The sequence below is a fragment of the Caballeronia sp. RCC_10 genome, from assembly GCF_041360715.1.
GTDB classification, from domain to species: domain Bacteria; phylum Pseudomonadota; class Gammaproteobacteria; order Burkholderiales; family Burkholderiaceae; genus Caballeronia; species Caballeronia grimmiae.
In genome coordinates this window covers 78,805-94,784 of the sequence record NZ_JBFUPT010000013.1, presented here as the reverse complement: position 1 = coordinate 94,784, position 15,980 = coordinate 78,805, and the positions used below count along the sequence as shown (strand labels likewise).

Genomic DNA, 15,980 nt, shown 5'->3' with positions numbered 1-15,980 from the left:
TCGGCGATGCTGAACAGCGTCCGCGCCGCGCGCTTCCCTCGTGCCGCAGTCAGTGCGCGGCGGTCACGAGCGACGCGTCCGCTTCGCGGGCGTTCGTGCGGATTGCGATGACGGCGAGCAGCGCCGCCGCGAGCGGCACGGCGAGCGCCAGATAAAAGCCGCTCGGCCCGCCCATGTTCAGGAACGTGCCGCCGACGGCCGATCCGGCGATCGCGCCGACGCGTCCCATGCCGATGGCCCAGCCGGTGGCGGTCGCTCGAAGCGTCGTCGGATACGCGCTCACGACCAGATAGTTGAGCGCGATCTGTTGTCCGCCGATGCCGAGCCCCGCCGCGCCCGCGAGCGTGAACACGAGTCCCCACGACGTATCGGCGTAAGCGAGCCCGATCGCAATCGCAATGCCGAGCAACAGCAGCGCGATCAGCAGCCGCCGCGTGCTCACTTTCGGCAACACGAAGGAAAGCGGAATCGCGCAGACGATGAACACAGCGTTCACGACGACCGTGCCGAGCGGCGCTTGCGCGGCGGGCAGGCCTGCGGCTTTCAGTACCGTGGGCAGCCACGACAGGAACATGAACCACGCGATCCAGTTGAAGAAATAGACGGCCCAGATCGCCACGGTGTTGCGGGCGTTGCCCTCGCGAAACAGCGCGGCGACGCTCGCGCGCCCGGCGGCTTCCTTCACGGCGAAGCGCGCGTCGTGCGCGAGCGGTTGCGACACGATGCGCGCCAGCACCGCAGTCACCGCGCGATGATCGCCGCGCGAGCGCGTCACGAGGTAATGCAGCGATTCGGGCAGCACGAACCAGAGCAGCACGAGTAACGCGAGCGGCGCCGCGCCGCCGACCACGAACACGCCTTGCCAGCCGATTACCGGCAGCATCCGCGCCGCGAGCAGTCCGCCGAGCATCGCGCCGGCGGGCAGGCCGAGAAGCACGCCCGTCATGATCGCGCCGCGATGCCGCGCCGGACCATACTCCGCCGCGAGCGCTAGCAGCACCGGCGTGCAGCCGCCCATGCCGAGCCCAGCGATGAAGCGCAGCGCGAGGATCTGCGTCGTGCCGGTCGCGAACGCAGTCGCCAGCGATGCGATGCTGAACAGCGCGACGCCGCCGAGCAACGCGGGACGCCGCCCCACGCGATCGCCGACGAGCCCGAGCGTCATCGCGCCGATGGTCATGCCGAGCGTGCCTGCGATGAGGATCGGCGCCAGATCGCCAGGGGCGAGATGGAATGCCGCGACGATTGCAGGACCGGTGTATGCGATGGCCTGCGTATCGAAGCCATCGAACAGCGTGGTCGCGAAGCACAGCAGAAAGATCGTCCATTGAAACGGACGAACGCGTTCGCGATCGATCAGCGACGCGATATTGAGAGGCGTGCTCATGGTGTCTCCGTTGTGAGTTATGCGTCGGAGCGTAAGCGAGCGGCGCGAAGCGCGTCCAATACCGATGCGGACTGAGGCTATACCCAGGGGGTATGGCAATCGTTGATTGCTTGTCGTGCGTGTCTCTAGGCGTGATATCGGTTGATGCTCCGGTCAGTAGCCGGATGCTGCAAGACCAGTTCATCGCTCGATGCACTGTCTAATCCTTCGTCGCGCGAATCTGCATGTGTTGAACGCCCGACACCATCACCCTGCACGTTCGCACATAACGTATCGTGTCCCAACAGCGTCCGAAGTTGAGCAGCCGGAACCGGGCGACTGACAAAATAGCCTTGTATCGCGCTGCAGCCTTCCGACACAGCGAAGCCGAACTGTTCGGCTGTCTCCACGCCTTCCATCGTGGTCGGAAGCCCAAGACATGCGCTCATCGTGATGATCGCCCGCACGATCCCGACACTCTCTGCGTCGTGAGGAATGTTGCGAACGAATGACTGGTCGATCTTGATCTTGTCGAATGGAAACTTGCGGATGTAGCTCAGGGACGAGTAGCCCGTGCCGAAATCGTCCATCGAGATTCTCACGTGCATCGCACGCAGATGGTTCAGCGTATGAAGCGTGCGAGCCTCGTCCATGAGTAGGACGCCTTCGGTGATTTCCAGTTCGAGTCGTTGCGGCGCAAGTCCGGCTTCCTTGAGTGCCGATACGACATTCGACGCCAGCGCCTTGTCGCGGAACTGCACGGGCGACAGATTGATCGCCACGCCGATGTTCGCAGGCCACGTCGCCGCTTCGGCACACGCTGTTCGCAGCACCCAGTTGCCCAGTGGAATGATGAGGCCCGTCTCTTCCGCGATCTCGATGAACTCCGCCGGAGAAACGAGCCCGCGCTCGGGATGCCGCCAACGCACCAGCGCTTCCGCGGAGGCGATGCTCCCGGTTTTGGCATCGACCAGCGGCTGATAGTGAAGCTCCAGTTGTCCGTCCGTCAGCGCGCGCCGCAATCCGGCTTCCAGCGCCTGTCTTTCCTGCGTCTTTTCGTTCAATGCGGACTCGTAACGCCGATAGGTGCCCTTGCCGTCCGCTTTCGCCGCATAGAGCGCGAGATCCGCGTTGCGCAGCAGTTCAGCGGGAGCGCCGCCGTCTGCCGGGTAAAGCGCAAAGCCGACGCTTGCGCCGAGGTGAATCGACTGACCATCCACGACAAACGTCTCGCTGTTGCATGCTTCGACGATGCCGACGCACAGCGCGCACGCCGCTTCCGCATGGGCGCCGCTGTGCATTACCGCGAACTCGTCCCCGCCGAGGCGTGCGACGACGTCGTCGGCCTTGACGAGCGCCCGCAACCGATCAGCTATCTGCATCAGGACGGTGTCGCCGGTGAGATGACCGAACGTATCGTTCACTTGCTTGAAGCGATCGAGGTCGACCATGACGACGGCAAAGGGCTTATCGGCATCGGCGGGAAGAGCGGTTTGCAGCGTAAGCAGCTCATAGAAGCTCGCGCGGTTGGGCAGGCCCGTGAGCGAATCGTTGAAGGCGAGCGCGCGCATCTTCGCCTCGGTGCGCAGGCGTTCCCGTTGGTCGCGCACCGCGATGACGGTTTGCAATTTGTGGCCCAGCGGTACTTCGGAACGAAGCACGCGAACCGGAATGCGCTGCCCTGTCGCGCCGACCAGTTCCGTTTCGCGCTCCTCCTTCTCGGGCAAGCCGGCGAGATCGATGTGCGGAAGCAGCGCGCTGACATGTCTGCCTGCAAGGTCGTCCTGTGCAAAGCCGGACAGGCGCTCGATGCTGCTGTTCGACGTGACGATCACGTTGCTTTGGGTGATGAGCAGGCCTTCCAGTGCAACGTCGGCGAGGTCGCGCAGCCGTCGCCTGTCTTGCCGTATCCGCGCTTTCGCCGCGAGGTCGAATCGCCAGCCGAGCACCGCCAGCATGATCAGCGCGAGCGAGACACCGGCGACGACAGGCGTAACGGCCTGGGGAGAAACGGCATTCGGGGGAAAGGCAACACTGGGATCGTAGCGCAACGTCATCGCCGCCATGCCGCAGAAATGCAGCAGCGCGATTGCGAAGAGCATCATCGGAGCGGCGAACTGCCGGATGCGCCGGTTGCGATTGGCGATCGCCACCATGGACAGGCCGAACAACGGCAGACTCACTGCAATCGACGACAGGACCAGTTCCAGGTCCCATGACACTGTGCCCTGTACCAGATAGGCGCTCTGTCCGATGTAGTGAAGGGCCGCCACGCCGGTACCGATGATCATGCCGGCCAGGAACTGTCGTGGCGAGCGCGGATCGGTGATCGACACGGTTGCACCCGCGCCGATGCCGATGATCGCGCAGGCCAGCGACACCGCCGTCAGGAAAGGTTCGAACGCCGCGGGCATGTGCGGCTCGAAAGCGAGCAGCACGATGAAATGGGTTGCCCACGCCGTGCATCCGCTTGCCACGACATTGACGACGCCCCAGTGAATCCGCGCTTTGCCCGACGCGCGGGCGGCATGTCGTCCGACTGCGAACGATGCGTAAATGCCGATAGCGCATACGAGGCAAGCAAGCAACATGAGCCTCGTGTCGTGCGCGTGAAGAATGCAGTCGATGACTCGGAGGCCCGGTGCGTTCTTATGTTCCATTTTTTCCGGTTCTTGTAGCTAGTGCCGATGCAGCGCGAGGCGGTTTTGAAACGAGTTAGCGTTATGTCGGCGTGTGGGTTTGGAAACTTGAGGGATTAAATTTCTTTGAGGTGGCGCAGCTCGTTCATCGGCGCATTGCTGTCAATTCTCGGCGTGCGCGCTTCAAAGTGTGTCTGTTTGCAGAGCGCGTTGGTCGATACCATGCGGGTCACTTCCCCTACCGTCCGCTTGCCCGAGTGTGCCCATGAAACTCAAGCTCTATCAGATCGACGCGTTTACAAGCGACCTGTTCAAAGGAAACTACGCAGCAGTGGTTCCGCTGGACTCATGGCTTTCCGCTTCCCTGATGCAAGCGATCGCTAGCGAAAACAATCTGTCGGAAACGGCGTTCGTCGTGCGCCGGGATGATGGAGGGTTCGATATTCGGTGGTTTTCCCCGATCAAGGAGATCGCTTTCTGTGGGCACGCGACGCTGGCAAGCGCTTTCGTTTTATTCAAGCACCTTCCTCAAGCTACCCACATAGATTTTCATGCACGAGCGACCGGGGCGTTCTCGGTGCACCGCCGGTCACAAGGTCTGATAGAAATGAACTTTCCACGGCGCGAGTACGAGCCGACGACGGACGTTCCCGGCGAGCTTGTGCGCGGTTTATCGATTCAACCTAAAGCGGTCTTTACGAGCGAGCAGGCCTACATTGCCCTGTACGACACTGAGACCGATGTACGCGCGGTCGTGCCCAACCTGGAACTCATCGCGCAGCTTGGTCCACGAGACGTCGTGGTGACTGCGCCCGGAGACCGTCACGACTTTGTGTCTCGCTACTTTTGGCCGGCAAACGGCGGCGCTGAAGACCCGGTGACCGGGTCCATTCACGCGGCTCTTGCTCCGCTCTGGTCGAACTTGATCGGTAAAAGAAAACTCGTTGCGCTACAGGCTTCGGAACGGAGCGGCATTCTGTATTGCGAGCTTGAAGCGGACAGAGTGCTGATTTCCGGTCACGCGGTGCAGTATCTGGAAGGAACGATCGATCTGTCGGCTGCACAAATGTTGTGAGGCGCCATTCGATCCGCGCCTCACCATCTCATTGCCGAGCTAGAGAAGTCATGCCTGACTCAACGAGCTTGAGACGCTTGCGATAGCAACGCCGCGAAGCGTCGCGAAACCGGCAGCAAATTCGAGTTCTGATCCATCTTCCAAGGCACGCGCGCCGATGTTGTTGTCGGGCGGGATCGCCCTGAGCTTTGTCGTTTCCCGCACTGTGCGCGGCCTTCGAGCTTCACGGCTTCCATAGGCGCGGCATTCGGTGCATACGACGCACTTCGCTTAGTCGGCGCTCGCGTCACTGGCATCTGGTTTGGCAGGCGCATACACGGAGGGCCGATTCTTCTCGTCGTGCGCGACCTGCCGGCCGCAGGCTGGTTACGCGCGCTGCAGCTGAACCGGTTACATGCCTGAGACGCCGATCAATGGGCCACCCGCTCGTACCCGCAAAAACAAAACGCTCGTTCGCCGAAGGATTTGCGGCGAGCGAAGCGCGCGAAAGCGTGAGATGCGCGCGGCCTTACATTCATGCAAGTCGCGAACGCTTACCGTGGTGTGCCGATCTATGTGCCGGATAGAACAAGGTCCGCGGTCGGCGGTGGCGTACCGATCACAACTCTGCCGACAGAAGTAACTCTGTCGTTTTCTCGCATCAGTCGGGTAACACCTTATCGAGTAGCTGTTACCGATTTTTGCCTCTATGCCCCCGATGCATGCCAAGAATCAACATTCAGAATCTGGCGCAACGCAGGAAGAAAAATGAAAGTCAATGCCGCCTATCAGCATTCAATCACGCGCTAACCCGCGAACTGAAGAAAATATCCCTCTCTTCGCGCACGATTGCGTGCGTCGGATTTTCTGTAGCAAACGATTGCTCGATGTAACTAAATGTTGCAAATCCCGGTGCGTAGTCAGACAATTTGTTTGCGCCTCAACGATGCGGCGCGATGAGCAAGTCGAACTTCTAACTGGTCCGCCGCCATGATCCACGCTTCCTCCGACCTCGGTTCCATCCGCGAGTTGAATATGTCGTATCTCATGCTCGCTCAGCGCGTTCTGGCGGCCGACCGCGAGGCGGCACAGGCGCATCTGGGTCTGTCATCGGAAATGGCGGACACGTTGCTCAAGCTCTCGCCGGCGCAAACAGAAAAGCTCGCGTCGTCGTCGCAACTGCTGTGCTTCTTCCGCCTGAGCGCCGATGCGATGCTCGGTGGTCTCGCGAGCCGCGGCCACGAAGCGACGGCTGCGGCGTCCGTGTCCAATCACGTTCTTCTCGCGGCTTAACCATGAGCACGACCACGTCCCCCAAGCGCCTTGCTGATGACGCCGCCGACGTACTGCGCGCGGTCAAGCTGATTCAGCTTGGCGCTCGCATGCAGGTGCTGGAGTCCGAGTTCCCGAAGCTCTCGCGTGAGCGACTGATCCGCCTTTATCGGGAAGTCAAAGGCGCATCGCCGCCCAAGGGCATGTTGCCGTTCTCGGAAGACTGGTATTTGACATGGGCGCCGAACATCCATACGTCGATGTTCGCCAACGTCTATGCCTTCCTCGAAGCGAACAGCGAAGGGATGGATCGCGTCGACCTGCTGACTCGCGCCTACGCGCTCTACGCAGAGCATTTTCAGATGAACGGCGAGTCGTTGCAGATGGACCTGACGCGCGCCTGGACGTTTATCCGCTTCAAGGATGCCGGAATTCTGCGTCTCGCGGGTTGCACGCGCTGCCGCGGCAAGTTCGTCGCGCACGCGCATGAGCCGTCGCACTCGATGGTTTGCGGGATTTGCCAGCCGCCGTCGCGAGCAGGAAAAACCAAGGCTGCCGCGAAAGCAGCGCTCGAGCGAAGCGCGGCATTGCAGGCACAGGCGGCCTGAGCGCTTTGCGGGCTGCAAGCGGCTCCCGGCAGGTTTGAGAGCGGCAGCAACTCATCCGAAGCGCTTCTTGCGCGCTAACTCAGATGTCGAACGCGGCGGGCCTGGCTTATCGTTCTCCGGATTGCAGGAGTCAAGTACTTGCTGCTCACGCTTGAACGCAACGTAAAGCAGCCGCATTTCGTCCAACGTGAATCGAATGTCACCCTTCCTGGAGCGGAAGCGGTTGGCGATTCGCACGCACTCCAGTCAGGTCCGCTCGCCCGCTAGATGTCGAAGGCAGCGGGCTTGGCCTATCGATCGTCACATCTAAAAAGTCGAGTACTTGCTACGCCCGCGTGGCCGTGACCTATAGCAGCCGCTGCTCGTCCAACGTGAATCGAACGTCGACCCTCTTGAAGCGGAAGCCGTTGACGATTCGCACGCGCTCCTATTCAAGTCTTCTCACTAGATATGTGTCGAATGCAGCGGGCTTGGCTTGTCCATCGTCACATCGGAAAGGTCGAGCAAGTGCTGCTCAGGCGTGGACGCAACGTACAGCAGCCGCATCTCATTCAACATCGATCGATCGTCGCCCTTCTTGGAGCGGAACGTCGATCCGCACGCGTTTCCATTCGAGCCCCCACGCCCGATGAATTGTCGATGTGACATCAAAGCCTCGAGCGTTGACATCGAGCGAGCGAACACAACTAGTCGATGCATGCGATAAGACGCAACAGCAAGTTACGCCCGAAGGGGCTGCGCCGATACCTAAGCCTCTCCAACTTCCGAATAGCGACAAGCGGCTGAACCGGCTTGACGCTTGCCGAGCAAGAGAGAAGCTCCCGCACTCCGTAGCTCGATAAGCGTGGAAACGATCAATCTCTCTCGACCTCGGCGCTTTATGCTTACCAGCCCTTTCACCGCGTAAGACGCTCTCGCCAAGGCTCGACCCAGTTTTCTTGACCAACAAGCCGTGATGAAGCAACTCCATTACGGCGCGTTGGATTCCTTCCTGCATCGCTTCGTGCCGTCAGCTACGGGGCTATTGGAACGCCATCCGGGTCCCAATAGCCCCGCCCAATCAAGTAAGCCGCGCCGCGCTAACGACGCCTGCTCAACCGGTGGTCTTGAACACGCCCATCGTCGCGCGCAGCGTTTCGCGCCTGATCTCGGGCTGAACCTGCAGCAGCCGCAGCCTAAAACGCCACCTCAAGCGGCCGTCTTGAACACGCCCATCGTCGACCGCAACGTTTCCGCCTGATCTTGAAGCGAACCCGCCGCAGCCGCAGCCTGCTCGACGAGCGCCGCGTTCTGTTGCGTGACTTCGTCCATCTGGCTGATCGCCTGATTCACCTGTTCGATGCCGCGGCTTTGTTCGTTGGACGCAGACGCGATCTCATCCATGATGTCCGTCACTTTCTGGATTGCCGAGCCGATCTTCGCCATCGTCTCTCCGGCCTGACCGACAAGCTCGGTGCCCGCGTGAACGCGCGTGCTCGATGCTTCAATCAGTTCGCGAATCTCCTTCGCCGCCGTAGACGAACGCTGCGCCAGGCTGCGCACTTCGCCCGCGACCACTGCAAAACCGCGCCCCTGTTCACCGGCACGTGCGGCTTCCACCGCCGCGTTCAGCGCAAGAATATTCGTCTGAAACGCAATACCTTCAATCATGCCGATGATCTCCGCGATCTTGTGCGAGCTTTCCTCGATCTCGGCCATCGTGCCGACGACGTTCCCGACGATAGTCGCGCCTTCGTGAGCAACATCGCGTGCCGTTCCAGCCAGCCCGCTCGCCTGACGGGCGTTTTCGGAGTTGTGCTTCACGGCTGCGGTCAGCTCTTCCATGCTCGCCGCTGTCTCCTCGAGCGATGCCGCCTGCTGCTCGGTGCGTGAGGACAAGTCCGTGTTGCCGACCGCGATTTCGCGGCTTGCGCTTGCGATCGCGTTGGCGGACGTCTTCACACTTTCGATCGCAGCCAACAACTGACCGCGCATGCGAGCCATCGAATACATCAGGCTCGAACGGTCGTCGGCTGCCGTCGCGACCTCAACGGCGAGGTTGTTATCCGCAATCTGATTCGCCACTTCAGCGGCGTATGCCGGTTCACCGCCCATCGAGCGAAGAATGCCGCGATTGAGGCGCGACACCACAAGGCTCAACAACACCGCGATCACAGTCAGCACGCCGAGACTCCAGCCGAGCGAGCTATAGAACGCGGCATTGATGTCGTCGATATAGACGCCCGTGACGATAAACCAGTCCCACGGCTGATACCACGACACGTAGGACATCTTCGGCAGGATCTCATTGCTGCCGGGCTTCGCGAACGAATAGTACGTGTAGCCCGCGCCCTGGCGCTTGCCCACATCGATCAGATCGCGATACAGATAGACGCCATTAGGATCCTTGAACTCCATCATCGTCTTGCCGACAAATTCGGGTTTCATCGGATGCGCCAGCACCTTCGCCTGCGAATCGAAGACGCTGAAGTAGCCGTTGTCGCCAAACCGAATATCGCGGATCGCGTTCAGCGCGCCTTGCCTGGCCTGCTCTTGCGTGATCTCGCCGGTAGTCGCCTGCTGGGCGAATTCGCGGATGATGCTGTTCGCAACCTCGGTGGCGTGCTTGATGCCCAACTGTGTCTGTTCCATGCGTACCGCACGCATGCGGTAAGCGTCAGCAATGGAGATCCCCGCAAGGCATACGAGGCTAAGCAGCAGGGGCAGCCAAAGTTTTCTAGAGAAAGTCATGCGTCGTTAGTCGTTGAATGTCGTTGATTGCGGTGGAAACCGTCATAGGGTCTGGCGTACATTCCGCATTAACGGCTGTGAACGGCGTGACTTGACAGGGGACGCGCGCTCGATCGCCGGGCGAGACAGCTTTCGGGCGACGTGTTCCTATCGGGGCGAAGAAATGCAACGCATGCGGCCAGCCAATTCGGCTTCATAGACCGCCGTTAATAAGCATCGTTTGATGGCGTTCGATAGAAGGTGCTGGTTCGTCGGAACTGGCTGCGCACAGCTGTCCGGTCATCTGGCCTATAAAGCTTTCGCACGCGGCTGCCGTTATATATGTCAGCCTGAACGCCGAAGGCAGTCGGCAAGATTCACCTTGGAGGCAGTTGCGGCCAGAGCGCGCAACGGGATGCGACTGCAGGCGACCGGCCCGCAGCGCTTTAGAAGTGCGCGGACCAAGCATTGCGGGCTTCACGCATCGCGCAGACGTTGGATCGAACGCTCGTTCGACAATAACTCTCGCGCAAAGACGTGGTTACGTGTCGGCGTACTCGGCGTTCTCGGCGTTCGAATGATTGCTCCATGAAGCAGACACGCACGCTGGCCACCACCACTACGCGTCCGTCGTAAGCCGGACCATAAGCCGCCCTACCCCGACGCCAGCCGCAAACGCCACCGGAATATCTCATCGCCCGCTCTCGTCACCTATCATTCTGGTTTTGAGAAGAACCACGATGAAGCACGACGAATACGACGTAATGAATGTCGACGGTGCCCGCCCGGTGAAGATGTGGACCAAGGGCGTCCCCGTCGAAGACGAAGCCAGGCGACAACTGGGCAACACGGCCCGGATGCCGTTCATCTACAAGCACATCGCGGTGATGCCCGATGTTCATGTTGGCAAGGGATCGACGATCGGCAGCGTGATCCCGACGCTCGGCGCGGTGATTCCGGCCGCCGTCGGTGTCGATATCGGGTGCGGAATGATGGCAGCCAAGACGACCTTGAGCGCGAACGATCTGCCGGACAATCTGGGCACATTGCGCAGCGCCATCGAGAAAGCCGTTCCTCACGGCATGTCGCCGAAAACGCGCGGGTTCAAGGGCCGAGACAGAGGATCGTGGGAAAAGCCGCCTCAGCCTGTCGATCAGGCCTGGGCGAAGCTGAAAGACGAGTTCGATGTCATCGTGCAGAAGACTCCGAGGCTTAGGAACACGAACAACTACACGCATCTGGGCACGCTTGGAACAGGCAACCACTTCATCGAAATATGCCTCGACGAAGAAGGTTTCGTGTGGCTCATGCTGCACTCCGGGTCCCGAGGCGTGGGGAACGCCATCGGTTCGCATTTCATCGAAGTCGCAAAGCAGGACATGCGCACGCATTTCGTGAATCTTCCGGATCAGGACCTCGCCTATCTGCAGGAAGGAACTCAACACTACGACGACTACGTCGAGGCCGTCGGCTGGGCGCAAAAGTTCGCTCGCATGAACCGCGAAGTGATGATGCTCAACCTGATCGCCGCCGTTCGCACGGTCATCGCGAAGCCGTTCGAAACGCACGTCGAAGCGGTGAATTGTCACCACAACTATGTCCAGAAGGAGCATCACTTCGGCAAGGACGTGCTTTTGACGCGCAAGGGTGCGGTGTCGGCGCGCGAAGGTGAACTCGGCATCATTCCCGGTTCGATGGGCGCAAAGAGCTATATCGTTCGCGGCAAGGGTAATCCCGAGAGCTTCCATAGCTGCAGCCACGGCGCTGGACGAACGATGAGCCGCACGGAAGCCAAGCGCCGCTTCACCATCGACGATCAGGTGCAGGCGACGCAAGGCGTCGAATGCCGCAAGGACGTGGACGTGATCGATGAGATCCCGATGGCCTACAAGGACATCGACGCGGTGATGGAAGCGCAGCGGGACCTGGTCGAAGTAGTGCATACCCTCAAGCAGGTCGTTTGCGTGAAGGGTTGAGGGCGGCATGGGCTCGAAGACATGCCAGTGCGACGGCAGCAACGTGTACTCGCGTTGCACCGAACAGAGTAATTCCACGGAAGAAAGCTGAACGACCGCCGTCCACTTCGCAGCAAGACGCCACGACGGAAGGAATCGCTGGCTCAACGCCCCTCCAGCCGCCGCCCGCGAATTTCCATCCACCGGTTTACAAACTTTTGTCGCTCCGTCAGAATGCGTCCTTCAAATGCGAATGGTTCGCATTTCACACACGTTCACGACGAAGAAAAATGACCACAGCAGCATGCGGCGGATGGACTCTGCGGCCCTCGACCTTGGCGGTACTGCTCCTGTTCGCCACGACCCACTGCGCAATGGCGCAAGAAAACGATGCCGGGGCATCGCCGTCATCGCCGGGGGCGGCCGATGCGACGCTTCCCGCTGTCTCCGTCACCGCGACCACTGAAAAAGACCCGGGACAGCACTTGCGGAGCGATGTCAGCTCCGGCGCGCTCGGCACGCGCACGCAGCTCGACACGCCCTACTCGACGACCATCGTCACCGGCGAAGAACTCGCGGATCGGCAGGCGAAGAAGCTCGGGGATGTCTTCTCGCAGGACGCGTCCGTATCGGATAACAGCAATCCGTATAACGCATGGGCAAGCTACATCACCGTGCGCGGCATGCAGCTCGACTGGCAGAACGGCTTTCGCATCGACGGGCAGCCGTTCAACGCCTACGGCATCACGATGCCCTACGAACAACTCGAAAGCGTGCAATTGCTGAAGGGTCTCTCCGGCTTCATGTATGGCTTCGGCGCGCCGGGCGGCGTCGTGAACTACGTGACGAAGAAGCCGCCGCTCACGGACCGGCAGATCGCGAGCGTCGATGTCGGCTATGCGTCCACCAACGTGTGGTCCGAGCATATCGACCTCGGGGGGCGCGTCGGACCCAACGCCATGTTCGGTTACCGTTTCAACGCCACGCACGAGGAAGGCAAGACCCACAACGACGGCAACGTGCGGCGCGATTCAATCTCGCTGTCCGCCGACGCCCGCCTCACCCGCGATCTCACCGCGACATTCGGCGCGTTGTACCAGGAGCGGCATGCATCGGGCATCACGACGGCAATATCGACCGCTGAACTCGCGGGGAACACGCTGCCCGTGCCGTTGAGCGGTGGCAGCAGCACGCTCGTCACACCCGATCAGCACCTCAACACGAACCTGCAGCTTTATACGGCCGGCCTGCGCTACAACCTGAATCAGGACTGGACGATCTCGGCGACTTATAGCTTTAGCAAGAGCACGCGTTATCGCAATGAGAGCACGTTCTACCTGACCGATCCCGCCGGCGACTACAACGATATGCGCTACGAAGGCAAGGAGGGGCATCAGCTGAACGCGTGGCAGATCATGGCCGAGGGACTTGTGAGGACCGGGCCGTTCCAGCATCAACTCGTGTTCGGCGCGTCGTATCAGAAGCAGACGAACGACAATACCGCAAACTCGTTCTACGATCAGATCGGCATCGGCAACATCTATCAGCCGAACACGAACCGCTACAGCGGCGGCGGCTACACCACGTATCGCAATGCGGACATCGTGCAGAAGGCGCTTTTTGCGAGCGATACCATCGCGCTGACATCGCGCTGGTCCGTGCTCGGCGGCGTGCGCTTCACGAATTACGAACAGCACGGTTACGGTGTCGACGGCGCAACGACTTCGACGTATTCGAAGAACGGGGTCGCCACACCGTCGGTCGCGTTGATGTACAAACTTACGCCCGGCACGACGCTTTATGCGAGCTACGTCGAGTCGCTCGAAGCGGGCAACGTCGTTGGCACGACCTACGCGAATTCCGGCGCGGTGCTGAATCCGCTGCGCAGCAAGCAGTACGAAGTCGGCGTCAAGACGCAAAACGAACGCTGGAGTGCGACTGCTGCACTGTTCCGCATCGAGCGCGGCGCGCAGTACGCGAATAGCGACAACGTCTTCGTCGAAGATGGCGAGTCCGTGTTTCAGGGCGTGGAAGCAGGCGCGGACGTGCGGCTAGGCCGCGACTGGACCGTCGGCGGCGATGTAATGTGGATTGCGACGAAGTACAAGAAAGGTTCGGACTACGACGGGAATCGCGTGGCCGGCGCGCCGGGCTTCGTTGCGACTGCGCACGCGGCCTATTCGGTGCCGGTGGTACCGGGTCTGACGCTGGGTGCATCGGCCAAGTTCACGGGCAACACGAGCCTGCGTCCTGCGGGCGACATCAAGGTTCCGGGCTACATGATCTACAGTCTCGGCGCGACTTACACGACGAAGATTGCAGGACATAACGTCGGCGTGCGTGCGGCGATCGATAACCTGACGAATCATCGCTATTGGGAATTCCAGTACGCCGACTATATTCAACCGGGCGAACCGCGCACCGTGGCGGTCAATGCTCGCGTGGAGTTTTGAGGACTTTAGCTCGTCTGGATTCGGGAAGGATGGCCGTGGGTGAGCGGCGCGACCTCCTTCTTTCAATCGGCGTCGAAGTGCGGTAGTTCTGAATCGCCTCGCAGATACCTTCGAGCGCGAACGAACTCTCACAGTAGTCCGCGATACCGGGCCTCGTGACCGAGCCGCCCATCGATGCAATATGCAGAATGCGCCCGCATCCGACATTGCGATTGCATCAAAGACATCCCATAACGCACCCCTCAGCGCATCTGCGTCACCGCGATGCCAATCACCATCGCCCCAATCGCGCCATCGAACAAACGCCACGCGCCCGCACGCCGAAACAGCGGAGCCAGCAACCGCGCGCCGTAGCCGAGCGCGATAAACCACACCAGACTCGCAGCCATTGCGCCGATGGCGAACGCCAACCTCGCATCGGCGGGTTCGCGAGCGCCTGCCGTGCCGATCAGCAAAAAGGTGTCGAGATAGACGTGCGGATTCAGCCACGTCAACGCAAGCGTCGTCAAAATGGCCGCACGCGCACCGACCGTCGACGCCGCCTTGCCGCCGGCCGTGGCATCCATCGTCGCGTGTGACGGCTTCCATGCGCGCCACAGTGCATTCAGACCGAACCACAGCAAGTAGGCAAGCCCGACGTAGAGCAGCGCATGCACCACACGCGGATAGCTTTCGACCAATGCCGATGCCCCGCCCACCCCTGCTGCGATCAATGCGAAATCCGACAGCGCGCACAAAGCGACGATCTTGCCAACATGCAAGCGCACGATGCCCTGCCGAAGGACGTAAGCGTTCTGCACGCCGATGGTGACGATAAGCGACGCGCAAAGAACCGCGCCGTGAGAAAAGGAGAGCCAGTTCATGGATGCAATGGAAATCGGAAGAGAGTTGGACAGACCCGACGAGTTGCGCTAGATTGCCCGACAGCTCTGACGAAGCAAAGCTAATTTCCTTTAACCCGATTAAGCAACGCTAATGCTCGACTATGCCCTGTTCGATGCCCTTTGCGCCGTCGTTCGTCACGGCTCGTTCGAGCGGGCGGCGCGCGCGCTCAACGTGACGCCCTCGGCGGTCTCACAGCGCGTCAAGCTGCTGGAAGAGCGAGTCGGCACGGTGCTCGTCAAGCGCGGCACGCCCTGTGTCGCGACGCCGTCCGGTGCGCTCTTGTGCCGCCATACCGAACGCGTGCAGATTCTCGAAGCACAGCTTGCGGGCACGCTACCCAATGTGCCCGGACTCGACAACGGGCGGCCTACGTTGCGCGTCGCCGTCAACGACGACAGCGTCGGAACCTGGTTCGTCGATGCGGTTGCGCCCTTCTGTGTCGAGCGGCAGATCCTGCTGGATCTCGTCATCGACGATCAGGATCACACCGCGCAACTTATCCGCGAAGGCGCGGTACAGGCCGCCGTCACCACGCAGGCGGAGCCGGTGCAAGGCTGCCGCTCGACGCATCTCGGACGCATGCGCTATTTCGCGGTCTGTTCGCCGCACTTCCATGAGACGTACTTCGCCAACGGTGTGACGCGCGAAGCACTGCGCGTCGCGCCGTGCGTTTCCTTCAATGCAAAGGACGAGTTGCAGCAGCGCTTCATCCGGCGCGTGACACATGCGGAAGTCAACCCGCCGCTGCACTGGATTCCGCATGTCGCGGGCTTTCTGCGTGGATGCGTGGCCGGACTCGGTTGGGGCATGTGTCCGGAGCGCATGATCGGCGAACATCTGGAGCGCGGGGAACTCGTGCAGATGGCGCCCGGCCGTCACCTCGACGTGGCGCTGTACTGGCAAAGCTGGCGGCTGTCCATCGGCTGGCTCGACGAGTTCGGCGCGATGCTGCGAACGCGCGCCGCCGAATGGCTCGGGTAGTGTCCGATTCGATTTCTCGGTGAAGACGCGCCATATGCGATCCGCCTACGGCGCCTAT

12 protein-coding genes are annotated in these 15,980 nt (G+C 61.0%); 8 read left to right on the top strand and 4 right to left on the bottom strand.

The window, feature by feature from the left end; all coding sequences use genetic code 11:
* Nucleotides 1-49: 49 nt before the first annotated feature.
* Both AB6804_RS21630 and AB6804_RS21625 read right to left on the bottom strand, forming a co-directional pair.
* The gene (locus AB6804_RS21630; protein ID WP_370888202.1) at nucleotides 50-1,387 is read right to left on the bottom strand and encodes an MFS transporter; all 1,338 of its coding nucleotides are present in this window, start codon (nucleotides 1,385-1,387) and stop codon (nucleotides 50-52) included.
* A 125-nt stretch (nucleotides 1,388-1,512) separates the two neighbouring features.
* On the bottom strand, nucleotides 1,513-3,957 hold the full coding sequence (locus AB6804_RS21625; RefSeq protein ID WP_370888201.1) for an EAL domain-containing protein: 2,445 nt from the start codon (nucleotides 3,955-3,957) through the stop codon (nucleotides 1,513-1,515).
* A 313-nt stretch (nucleotides 3,958-4,270) separates the two neighbouring features.
* On the opposite strand from AB6804_RS21625, the gene AB6804_RS21620 reads away from it, so the two are divergent.
* The 5 genes from AB6804_RS21620 (at nucleotide 4,271) to AB6804_RS21600 (ending at nucleotide 8,179) form a co-directional block, all read left to right on the top strand.
* Nucleotides 4,271-5,080, top strand: coding sequence for a PhzF family phenazine biosynthesis protein (locus AB6804_RS21620; RefSeq protein ID WP_370888200.1), 810 nt, complete (start codon nucleotides 4,271-4,273; stop codon nucleotides 5,078-5,080).
* A gap of 516 nt (nucleotides 5,081-5,596) precedes the next feature.
* Nucleotides 5,597-5,869 carry a hypothetical protein gene (locus tag AB6804_RS21615; protein WP_370888199.1) on the top strand — a complete coding sequence of 91 codons (273 nt, stop codon included), beginning with the start codon at nucleotides 5,597-5,599 and terminating at the stop codon, nucleotides 5,867-5,869.
* A 180-nt stretch (nucleotides 5,870-6,049) separates the two neighbouring features.
* Nucleotides 6,050-6,352, top strand: coding sequence for a flagellar transcriptional regulator FlhD (locus AB6804_RS21610; RefSeq protein WP_035963108.1), 303 nt, complete (start codon nucleotides 6,050-6,052; stop codon nucleotides 6,350-6,352).
* Nucleotides 6,353-6,354: 2 nt separating this feature from the next.
* Nucleotides 6,355-6,939, top strand: a complete 585-nt coding sequence (gene flhC / locus AB6804_RS21605; protein ID WP_370888198.1) for a flagellar transcriptional regulator FlhC — start codon at nucleotides 6,355-6,357, stop codon at nucleotides 6,937-6,939.
* Between the two features lie 955 nt (nucleotides 6,940-7,894).
* Nucleotides 7,895-8,179 carry a hypothetical protein gene (locus tag AB6804_RS21600; RefSeq protein WP_370888197.1) on the top strand — a complete coding sequence of 95 codons (285 nt, stop codon included), beginning with the start codon at nucleotides 7,895-7,897 and terminating at the stop codon, nucleotides 8,177-8,179.
* Here AB6804_RS21600 and AB6804_RS21595 read toward each other — a convergent pair.
* The gene (locus AB6804_RS21595) at nucleotides 8,128-9,669 is read right to left on the bottom strand and encodes a methyl-accepting chemotaxis protein (protein ID WP_370888196.1); all 1,542 of its coding nucleotides are present in this window, start codon (nucleotides 9,667-9,669) and stop codon (nucleotides 8,128-8,130) included. The two genes, AB6804_RS21600 and AB6804_RS21595, sit on opposite strands and share 52 nt — an antisense overlap.
* A 719-nt stretch (nucleotides 9,670-10,388) precedes the next feature.
* On the opposite strand from AB6804_RS21595, the gene AB6804_RS21590 reads away from it, so the two are divergent.
* Together AB6804_RS21590 and AB6804_RS21585 are read left to right on the top strand one after the other, a co-directional pair.
* Nucleotides 10,389-11,624, top strand: a complete 1,236-nt coding sequence (locus AB6804_RS21590) for an RtcB family protein (RefSeq protein ID WP_370888195.1) — start codon at nucleotides 10,389-10,391, stop codon at nucleotides 11,622-11,624.
* A 353-nt stretch (nucleotides 11,625-11,977) separates the two neighbouring features.
* On the top strand, nucleotides 11,978-14,056 hold the full coding sequence (locus AB6804_RS21585) for a TonB-dependent siderophore receptor (protein ID WP_370888194.1): 2,079 nt from the start codon (nucleotides 11,978-11,980) through the stop codon (nucleotides 14,054-14,056).
* 242 nt (nucleotides 14,057-14,298) lie between these two features.
* Here AB6804_RS21585 and AB6804_RS21580 read toward each other — a convergent pair whose 3' ends face one another.
* Nucleotides 14,299-14,919, bottom strand: coding sequence for a LysE/ArgO family amino acid transporter (locus tag AB6804_RS21580; RefSeq protein WP_370888193.1), 621 nt, complete (start codon nucleotides 14,917-14,919; stop codon nucleotides 14,299-14,301).
* A 112-nt stretch (nucleotides 14,920-15,031) separates the two neighbouring features.
* On the opposite strand from AB6804_RS21580, the gene AB6804_RS21575 reads away from it, so the two are divergent.
* Nucleotides 15,032-15,922, top strand: coding sequence for a LysR family transcriptional regulator ArgP (locus tag AB6804_RS21575; RefSeq protein ID WP_370888192.1), 891 nt, complete (start codon nucleotides 15,032-15,034; stop codon nucleotides 15,920-15,922).
* The last annotated feature ends 58 nt before the right edge of the window (nucleotides 15,923-15,980 follow it).